This window comes from uncultured Alistipes sp. (assembly GCF_949296715.1).
In the GTDB taxonomy this organism is placed as follows: domain Bacteria; phylum Bacteroidota; class Bacteroidia; order Bacteroidales; family Rikenellaceae; genus Alistipes.
The window spans coordinates 98,341-106,366 of record NZ_CASFQD010000038.1; the positions used below are offsets into that span (position 1 = coordinate 98,341).

Below are 8,026 nucleotides of genomic sequence, written 5' to 3' on the forward strand. Positions count from 1 at the left end.
CAGCCATGAAACGATATTTCGCATACATCATCGCCGCGGCGGCACTCGCCGCCGGGTGCGCCGAAAAGGAGGAGGGCGCCGCAGGCAGGGGCTTCGGACGTCTCGAGATCGAGACGTCGGCCGACACGCAGATCGTCACGCGGAGCGTCCCGACGCCCCCGGCCGGCGAGTTCTCCCTGACACTCACGGGCGACGGCTACGAGGGACGCTGGGAGAGCGTCGACGCCTTCGCACAGTGCGACACGATCTTCCGCGAAGGGAACTACACGGCCCGCATCGCGTGGGGCGACTCCGCGGCCGAAGGGGCCGACAAGGTCTGCTACGCCGGTGAGCGGCAGTTCACGCTGCAGGCCCGCCGCACCAACACGGTTTCGGTCACGGCCACGGTCGCCAACTCGCAGACGCGCGTCCGCACCACGGAGCAGTTCCGCAACTACTTCCACGACGCAAGTTTCACCGTCCGCACCGGTGCGGGCAACACGTTCGATTTCGCGGCCGAGGGCGGCGAGGTGGTCTTCGTGCAGGCAGGGACGACGCTCAAGGTGAGCGGCACGGCCCGCCGCCAGAGCCAGACCGGCACGGACGAGGGACCGGAAGTGACCTTCTCGGCCACGCTCGAGGGCGTGACGAAGGCCCGCACGTGCCACACCTTCACCTTCGACGCCTCGCAGGCGGGCAGCGCGACGGTCACGATCCTGCTCGACGAGGGCGAGCAAATCATCGCACCCGTCGAGATCGAACTCAACGACGAAGCCACCGACAACGAATAATAAACACACGACGATATGAAAATCTTTACCAAGATTCTGGCAGCCATGACCATCGCGGCGATGCTCGCGACGGGCTGCGTCAAGGAGGAGCCGAACTACAGGCAAAACGGGCAGAACGGCGGACAGGGGACGGCCGAAGCCGTGGGATACCTCTCGCTGGAGGGGCTCTCGATGCGCGTCATCTACGACGCCGATACCGAAATCCGTCCGGACGACACCGGGGACGAGACGCAGCGTCCGGCCTCACGCGCCGACGGGGCGCAGCCCGCGGTGGACGACTTCCTCGTGGAGATCGCCGACGCCTCGGGCAAACCGGTGCTCACGCAGAGCTACGGCGAGCTGAAGGCCTCGTTCGCCGGAGCCGACAAGCGGCTGGAGCTGCCTGTGGGCAGCTATACGATGAAGGTGCGCTCGGAGGAGGAGACCGCCACGCCCGCCGTCGGATGGGAACACCCCGTCTACGGCACGACGGTCGACTTCGCGATCCGCAAGAACGAGGCGACGTCCGTGGGCGAGGTGGTCTGCAAGCTGCAGAGCATCAAGGTCACGGTGATGTGCTCGGCGGACCTGGCGGCCAAGCTGACCGACGACACGGCATCGACCGTCTCGCTGGGCGACGTCTCCACGGTCTTTGCACTCGATGAGACCCGCGCGGCCTACTTCCTGCCGCAGGCGGAGACCAACACGCTCGAATTCAAGCTGACGGGCAAGTTCGCCGACACGCAGGAGCCCACCGACTTCTCGAAGACCATCACGGGCGTGAAGGCCGGGCAGTGGCGCAAGATCGCGCTGGTGATCTCCCACGCCGACAAGGGCGACATCCAGCTCGACATCACCGTGGACAACTTCGTCGAGGACGAGGAGATCGTCGTCGACGGCACGGAAGATACCGAAGAACCGGGCATCGAGGAGCCCGGCACCGATCCGGAACCCGGCAACGAGGCCTCGATCGTCTGGAAAGGCTACGACATCGACAGCCAGCAGACCGTAACGGCCGACATGCAGATCGAGCTCGACGTCACCGTGCCGAAGGGCATCCGTTCGTTCGTCGTCACCATCGAATCCGCAACGCTGACGCCCCTGCTGCCGACCATCGGACTGCCGGCGCAGTTCGACCTCTGCAACATCGAGGACGAGAAGCTGCAGGCGCTGCTCGGCAATTCGATCGAAGAGGGCGGTCTGGGCTTCCCGATCAACGAGGAGGTCCGCGATCAGACCTACGTCCCCTTCTCGATCACCTATTTCGTGCAGATGCTGGTGAACATCCCCGGCGAGCACAATTTCAAACTCGACGTCACGGACAACGAGGGCGCCACGATCACCAAGACCGTGCAGCTGCTCACGCCGGCACAATAAACCCCCGCACGCCATGAAACACGCATTTTCATACGCCGCCGCGCTGTGCTGCCTGCTCGCCGCCGCTTCCTGCTCGAAGTCGGAGACCGACGATGCCGCCCGCGGCACGTGCGGCACGATGGAGCTGACCGTCGCGGGCACGCGCAGCGACGCGCAAGGCGGGGAGTACGACCCGCTGGAGCACCTGACCGTCAGCATCTACGACGACGCGGAGCAGCTGCTGCGCCGCTACACGTCGCAGGACGGCATCCCCGAACGGTACGAACTGCTGGCGGGCAGCTACCGCATCGCCGTCGAGGCGGGCGAAGAGGCGGCCGCCTCGTTCACGCTCCGCCGCTACACGGGCGAGGAGCGCTTCGCGGTCTCGTGCGGCGCCACGACCCCCGTCGAGGTGACGTGCCGCCGCACGAGCGTCGCGGCACAGGTCGCATTCGACAAAAGTGTCCCGGAGTCCTTCGGCCAGAACTATGCCGTCTGGATCGCACCGGGCGATGCGGCCGACGAGACGCAGATCGCCCAGGGCAGCCAGGCCGGACTGGAGTTCACGGCCGACGCCACGGGCTACTTCACCCTGCCCGAGGGGGTCTCGACCCTTGCCTGGAAATTCCGCGGCGAGCACGCCTCGCGCGGCGAGGTGGTCAAGGAGGGGACGCTCGACGTGAAGGCGGGCGACAACTGCACGCTGAAGTTCCGCTTCAGCCCCGACCTGCCGGGATTCATCGAGTGCTTCACGATCACGGTGGACGACTCGACAGACGACCGCGACGACACCTTCGTCTGGGCCGACATCACGATCGAGGGCGACGGCTTCGACATGGACCAGACGCAGGAGTACACCCCCGGCACGCCGAAGAGCTACCTGATCGGCAGCGCCGCATCCATCGCCACGGCGACGCTCGCCGTCGGTGAAGAGGTCCACGACCTGCTCAACGCCGCACCCGCGGGCGTCGAGGCCGTGCGGACCGACGAACGCCACCTCACGGTGACGCTCGGCGACGAGTTCTTTGCGGGACGCCCCGCCGGCGTGCTGGCGCTGACGTTCCGCGTCACGGACGCCAACGGCGGCGAACTGGAGCGCAACGCATCGTTCCAACTCCAGGGCCTGCTGCCGATCGAAAAGGGTGACTGGAGCCTGTGGAGCCGCACGCTCACGCTCCGCGCCTCGGCGGCCGATCCCGAAGCCGAAGTGCTCTTCACGCTCCGCACGACGGAGGGCGAGGAGCAGCTGCCGGGCGTGCGCGGCGAAGACGGCATCCACACGGCGACCTTCGCCCCCGGATGGACAAGCTCCGAGAACGAGAACGGCCTGACGTGCCATACGCCCGACGAAAAGGGCCTCCGCGTCGGCACGCACTACACGTGTGTGGCCACGATCAACGGCGTGGAGTATACGGCGACGCTCGACACCCCTGCGGGCGACGCGATCTCCAACGCCGGCATGGACGACTGGTCAACCTACGTCGTCGCGGGATGGTCCGTTTTGAGCGGCGAGGTGCCCTACCCGAACGCCGACAGCGGGACCGTCTTCTGGGTCGGCGGCAACAACAAGCAGACCAACGCCCTCTGCACCGGTGCGGAGATCGAGGGCAGCAACGGCCTCTGCGCCCAGCTCAAACCGATGGAGGCGGCGGGTGTCTTCGCCGCGGGCAACCTCTTCACCGGCACGTTCGAGGGAGGTCCGAACTTCCTCGACATGTACGGCCTGGCCCATTTCGGCGCGGTCTACGACTTCACGGCCCGCCCCACGGCGCTGCGCCTGCGCTACAACGCCACGATCACCAACGTGACCAACACGGGCAAGAGTTCGCTCACCACCGGGGACCTCGACCAGGGCCGCATCTTCGTCTGCATCACCGACTGGACGGCGCGCCATACCGTCAAGTCGGGCTCGAGCTTCGACGAGACGACCTTCTGGGACCCCGCCGCCACGACATCGCTCCCCGAAGGCCCGATCCTCGGCTACGGATCGCAGATGCTCACCGAGTCGACCGACGGCTGGCAGACGCTGACGATCCCCATCCTGTGGTACGACCGCAACGCCGCTCCCGCGGCCGGGAACTTCTCGCTGTCGATCTCCTGCGCCACAAGCTACAAGGGCGACTACGTGGCCGGCAGCACGAACAACCTGCTCTACGTCGAGGATTTCGAATGGGTATACTAACGATAAACCGCACGACCATGCGCAACAGAATACTTACAACGCTCGTCTCCGCGCTGTGCCTCGCCGGCACGGCCGGGACGGCACAGGCACAACAGACGGCGGAGCAGCCGGCAGCCGCGACGGCGGAATATGCCGCCGTGACCGATGCCGGAACCGCACCGGCAACCGCCTCACCGGCCCGGCGGCCCATGACCATCAACGAGATGCGCATGCGCCGCGGCCTGACCGACCGCCATACCCTCTTCGTCCCCAAGGGACAGTGGATCTTCGGCGGTACGGCCTCCTACTCGACCCACACCAACGACCGCTACCAGCTGCTCATCATCGAGGACATCAACTCCACGGGCTACACCTTCCGCGTCAGCCCGATGATAGCCTACGCCCTGCGCGACAACATGGCCATCGGTGCGCGCTTCGCCTACTCGAGGTCGCTGCTCAAGCTCGACAACGCCTCGCTGAAGTTCGGCGACGACGTCGACGCCACGGAGTTCCGCGCCCGGGACTTCTACACGCTCACGCACAGCTATACGGCCTCGGTGATCTGGCGGCAGTACATCCCGCTGGGCAACAGCAAGCGCTTCGCGCTCTTCAACGAGATGCAGCTCTCGGGCAGCGGCTCGCAGGCCAAGTTCGCGAACGACTCGCCCGTCAAGGGCACCTACCAGACCGGTTACAGCATCTCGCTTGGCTTCTCGCCCGGCATCGTGGCCTTCGCGACGAACAACATGGCCGTGGAGGTCAACGTCGGCGTGATGGGCATCTCGTACAACCACATCGACCAGGTCCACAACCAGGTGCGCGAGGGCAAGCTCGACACGAGCATGATGAACTTCAAGGTCAATATCTTCTCGATCGGCCTCGGCATGGCCTTCTACCTCTAAAACCGGTACGCACATGAAACGAATTATCCTTCTACTTCTGACGACCTGCACCGTGGCTGCGGCCCGTGCGGAGAAGCCCCGGTTTGCGGACCAGAGACAGGCGACGCCGACCACGGCCGTGACTACCGTCACGACGACCGCGACAACCGCAGCGGAGAGCGGCTCCCAGCAGCTCGACCGCGCGCGCGCCGAGCTGCGCAAGCAGCGCTTCCTGCCCACGCGCCGGCGCATGGACCGCGAGATCAACCGGCTCAAGTTCGCCTACAAGGGCGAGGTCATCATCGGACTGACGGCCTCCTACGGTACGCTCTCGAGCGACAACGCCGACGTGCTGACCATCCTGTCGAGCCTCTCGGCCGACGGCGCCATCGCCACCATCAAACCCTCGGTCGGCTATTTCTACCGCGACAACCGCTGCCTCGGCGTCCGCTTCGGCTACAACCACATGAGCGGCACGCTCGACGGCGACTACGACTTCGGCGAGAGCAACGACTTCTCGGGGTCGCTGCCCTACCTCGACATCTCGAGCAACAACTACTCGTTCGGCATCTTCCACCGCTCCTACGCCGGGCTCGATCTCCGCGGACGCTTCGGGCTCTTCGCCGAATTCGAGCTCTCGGTCTCGACCGGCTCGTCGAACGACGCCCACAAGCGCGACGGCGAAATCAAACGCATCTACGGGGACAATACGAAGCTCAAACTCGCGTTTAATCCCGGAGCGGCCGTCTACATCTTCCCGAACGTCTGCGCCACGCTCTCGTTCGGACTGGGCGGCATACAGTACACCTCGGTCACGCAGCGGGATGCCGACGGCAACAAGATCGGTACGCGCAAGGCTTCGAACATGCGCTTCCGGCTGAACATCGCCGCCATCAACTTCGGCATGACCATCCACCTGTGGGACAAGAAAAAGCAGTAAGACCATGAAGATCGCACATATCAGAACCTTTCTCGCCTGCGCGGCGGCACTCGCGCTCTCGGCCTGCATCAGGAACGACGTGCCCTACCCCGTCGTGGAGCTGCAGATCACCGACGTGCGGGGCGAAGGCTTCACCGTCGGCAAGGTGGACCTCGGCAACCGCCAGGTGACGCTCCAGCTCGACGAACAGACCGACATCCGCAACGTGCGGATCGACGACGTGACGCTCGACGCCAAAATCCACAGCGTTACGCTCGACAAGGAGCAGCTTCTCGGCAAGGTGCAGACCTCGCAGCCCCTCACGGGCACGTTCGACCTGCGCACGCCGCTCTATGTCACCCTCTCGCTCTATCAGGACTACGACTGGACAATCACGGCCGAGCAGACCATCGAACGCCGCTTCGCCGTCGAGGGGCAGATCGGCGCCACGACCTTCGATGCGGAGAACCGCATTGCCACGGCCACCGTGGGCAAGGAGACCGACCTCGCGGCGCTCACCGTCACGGAGCTGAAACTCGGACCGGCCGACATCACCACCTACTCGCCCACGCTTGAGGAGCTGTCGGGATCGAACTTCGAAACGGTGCGTTTCGTCGACGTCACCTGCCACGGCCGCACCGAGCAGTGGACGCTCGACGTGCAGCGCACGGACCAGAGCGTCACTCTGCGGCAGGCCGACGCCTGGACCCGCGTCATCTGGCTCTACGGCGAAGGCATCGCCGGCTCGACGATGGGCTTCAGCTACCGCAAGGCCGGCGACGAGCAGTGGACACGCATCGCCAGCGACGATGCCGACTCGCCCGTCGAGGTGACGGGCGGCAGCTTCACGCTCCGCCTGACCGTCGAGCCGCTGACCACCTACGAGGTCAAGGCCTTCTGCGGTGACGAGGAGAGCGCCGTCCGCACGCTCACGACCGAAGGGGAACAGCAGCTGCCCAACTGCGACCTGGAGACCTGGTCGAAGCCCAAGAACCCCTGGCTGCCCTTCGCCTCGGACGACAGCGGCAACCCGATTGACCCCTTCTGGGGCTCGGGCAACAACGGCGCCACGGTCATCAGCAGCAGCGACAACCTCACCACGCCCGTCACGGACCTCCACCCGGAAGCAACGGGCAAATACTCCGCACGGCTCGAATCGCGCTACGTCGTGATGAAGCTCGCCGCCGGCAACCTCTTCACCGGAGAGTTCGTCGGCATCCGCAGCCTCTCGCACGGCATCGTGAACTTCGGGCGTCCCTTCACGCTGCGGCCCACGGCCCTGCGGCTGTGGATGAAATACACCTGCGGCCAAATCGACAACGCCAAGGATATCGGCAGCGTACCCGTGGGCGAGAGCATCCAGGTGGGCGACTACGACACCGGCAGCATCTACATCGCACTGGGCACCTGGACCAAGGAGGAGTACGGCTACGGCAAGGACCACGAGCTCTTCGGCACGGACGAAAGCCCCGTGAGCATCGACACGCGCGACGCCTCGACCTTCTTCGACCCCAACGGCAAGGATGTCATCGGCTACGGCGGACGGTACTTCCACGAAAGTGTCGACGAGTGGACGCAGATCACCATTCCGATCGAATACAGCGCGACGGACAAGCGTCCGACGCACATCGTCGTCGTCTGCTCGGCCTCGCGCCTGGGCGACTACTTCACCGGCAGCCGCAACAGCCGCATGTGGATCGACGACATCGAACTGCTCTACGACTGATTCCCTGTCAGCAGGAGCCGGTCCCTGTACGAGAGCGGGCGGAGGTGCTGCGGCACTTCCGCCCGCTTTTGTACAAAGTGAAAAGTGAAAGGTAAAAAAGGTAATGATGCCAAAATTGGTTGGAGATATAAAATGTAACCGACTTAATATTTGGCAGTTAGGAGGATAAAACAGAGATTAGTAGAAACCGGTTTCTACTAATCTCTGTTTTTATGTCAAAAAAACGAAAAAAAC

At 64.8% G+C, this 8,026-nt stretch carries 6 protein-coding genes; all 6 read left to right on the forward strand.

All coding sequences use genetic code 11. From position 1 onward, the window contains the following. The first annotated feature begins 5 nt into the window (after positions 1–5). From Q1Y33_RS05930 to Q1Y33_RS05955, 6 genes are read left to right on the forward strand one after another with little or no spacing between them, the layout of a single operon-like run. Positions 6–770 (forward strand): DUF4493 domain-containing protein, encoded by a 765-nt coding sequence (locus tag Q1Y33_RS05930; RefSeq protein WP_300798820.1) that lies wholly within the window; start codon positions 6–8, stop codon positions 768–770. A 15-nt stretch (positions 771–785) separates the two neighbouring features. After that, the gene (locus tag Q1Y33_RS05935) at positions 786–2,126 is read left to right on the forward strand and encodes a DUF4493 domain-containing protein (RefSeq protein ID WP_300798822.1); all 1,341 of its coding nucleotides are present in this window, start codon (positions 786–788) and stop codon (positions 2,124–2,126) included. Between the two features lie 13 nt (positions 2,127–2,139). Next, the gene (locus tag Q1Y33_RS05940; protein WP_300798824.1) at positions 2,140–4,287 is read left to right on the forward strand and encodes a DUF4493 domain-containing protein; all 2,148 of its coding nucleotides are present in this window, start codon (positions 2,140–2,142) and stop codon (positions 4,285–4,287) included. A gap of 17 nt (positions 4,288–4,304) precedes the next feature. After that, a complete protein-coding gene (locus tag Q1Y33_RS05945) occupies positions 4,305–5,168 on the forward strand; it encodes a hypothetical protein (protein ID WP_300798825.1) in 864 nt (287 codons plus the stop codon). Positions 5,169–5,181: 13 nt separating this feature from the next. Then, positions 5,182–6,087, forward strand: coding sequence for a hypothetical protein (locus tag Q1Y33_RS05950; RefSeq protein WP_300798826.1), 906 nt, complete (start codon positions 5,182–5,184; stop codon positions 6,085–6,087). 4 nt (positions 6,088–6,091) lie between these two features. Continuing rightward, complete coding sequence (locus tag Q1Y33_RS05955; protein WP_300798827.1) at positions 6,092–7,792, forward strand: PCMD domain-containing protein; 1,701 nt, start codon at positions 6,092–6,094, stop codon at positions 7,790–7,792. Positions 7,793–8,026 lie beyond the last annotated feature (234 nt).